The organism is Companilactobacillus halodurans (genome assembly GCF_009600985.1).
Classification (GTDB): domain Bacteria; phylum Bacillota; class Bacilli; order Lactobacillales; family Lactobacillaceae; genus Companilactobacillus; species Companilactobacillus halodurans.
In genome coordinates this window covers 1-1698 of the sequence record NZ_VDFP01000093.1, presented here as the reverse complement: position 1 = coordinate 1698, position 1698 = coordinate 1, and the positions used below count along the sequence as shown (strand labels likewise).

General features: G+C 28.7%; 2 protein-coding genes. Both read left to right on the top strand.

From position 1 onward, the window contains the following. Window positions 1-337: hypothetical protein (locus tag FHL06_RS14430; RefSeq protein WP_202879073.1), on the top strand; the 337-nt coding region annotated here is incomplete at its 5' end. A gap of 117 nt (window positions 338-454) precedes the next feature. Then, window positions 455-1696 carry an MFS transporter gene (locus FHL06_RS12690; RefSeq protein WP_153386947.1) on the top strand — a complete coding sequence of 414 codons (1242 nt, stop codon included), beginning with the start codon at window positions 455-457 and terminating at the stop codon, window positions 1694-1696. Window positions 1697-1698: the final 2 nt, after the last annotated feature.

The window sequence follows — 1698 nt, the reverse complement described above, 5'->3', positions numbered from 1 at the left end:
AAAAGGTATTAGAAATGTGTATGTTACAAAAATACCGAAAGGATCAAAAGTAAATCCACAAGCCCAAGATAGTGCAGTTTATAAAGAAGATGTTGTGAAATTAGAAGCTCCTATGAAGGCTGGTGGATCAGTAACGTATAGCAGTAATGGTGATGGGTCCATTAATGTGTATAATAGTATCCCCTATAAATGGGAAAGCCCACAAAATAGCGATTATAGTCAAATGGATAAGATAACAAGAAAAGCAATTGAGAATAATGTTGAAACAATCTATATTAAACCTCATGATAATAAAACAGTAGCTAAGTTAGCAAATAAGGTTAAATATAATAAATAATTATTTATACAATATTAATAGACGTGATCAGTAAATTGTAAGTTTAAGAGTAATAATATCTTGTTTTCTTAATTTATATTATTATAAATAGTTTTATATGCATAAGGGGGGGATATTTTGAAACAATTATATAAAAATCATTCTTTTTCTAATTTGCTTATGGGAAGGGTTATGATAAATGCTGGCGATAGTCTTTATTACGTAGCTACAACGTGGACAGTTCTACAATGGACGCATAATCCATTAATAGTAGGTGTTACTAACACTTTATTAATGGTTCCTATGTGTATTTCGTTTTTATTCGGTCCTCTAGTAGATGTTATTCCTTTAAAGAAAACTCTTCTACTGACCCCCTTATTACAGTGCTTAATACTATCACTAATCGCTTCTTTGTATTTAATAGATTATTTAAATGTATATGCTCTGATTATTTTAGTAACAGTTGCTATGTTTTGTACTCAAATAGGTTATCCTGCTCAATCGAAAGCTATACCTTTATTAGTAAAAAAAGAAAAACTATTAAGTGCTAATTCAGCTATGAGTATAGCATATCAAGGAACAGATGTTATTATGAACTCAATAAGTGGTATCGTGGTTGCAATAATTGCTTTTATTCCATTGTATTTCACCAATTCACTTATATTTTTAATAGCTAGTTTATTTATGCTAAACATAAAAATCCCTAATTTAAATAATAAAGAGAAAAGTAAGTCTACATATTTACAGAATTTAAAAGAAGGAGCTATAGAAATAAGTAAATCTTTACTATTGATAGTAGCATTAGTCAGTGGTGTTATAAACTTCGGATTAGGGCTACTTTATACCTGGATACCATTAAAAGCAGATGATTTAGGTGGAGCGTATTATTATGGTTTATTAATGGCTCTGTTCTCATTAGGCTTAATTATAGGATCTTTAGTCACACCTTACATAAAGAATATGAATATTGGATATGGGAAATTACTTATACTCTTAAATATCACATCAGGATTAATATTAATTATAATAAATTATATTCCTAGTATCGGTTTTATAATTTTATTTCCTGTAGCCTTTATAACAATTAGTATCAGCAATGTCTCCTTGGCTTCTATACAACAAAAAGTTATTCCGGAACATATGCTAGCTAGATTAACTACGATTATAACAAGTATTTCAGCAATTTCTTTACCCGCAGGTAGTTTTATAGGTGGCCTACTTGTAAAAAACATAGGCATTAATTTTACTCTAGTTATAGGTGGTGGGTTATTTATTATTGCAAGTTTAATTTTCTATATATCAAAACCATATAGATTATTACCACAAATCGAAAAAATAGAGTATCAACATATGTTTAAAAGTCGAGAAATTCAAAAATAATA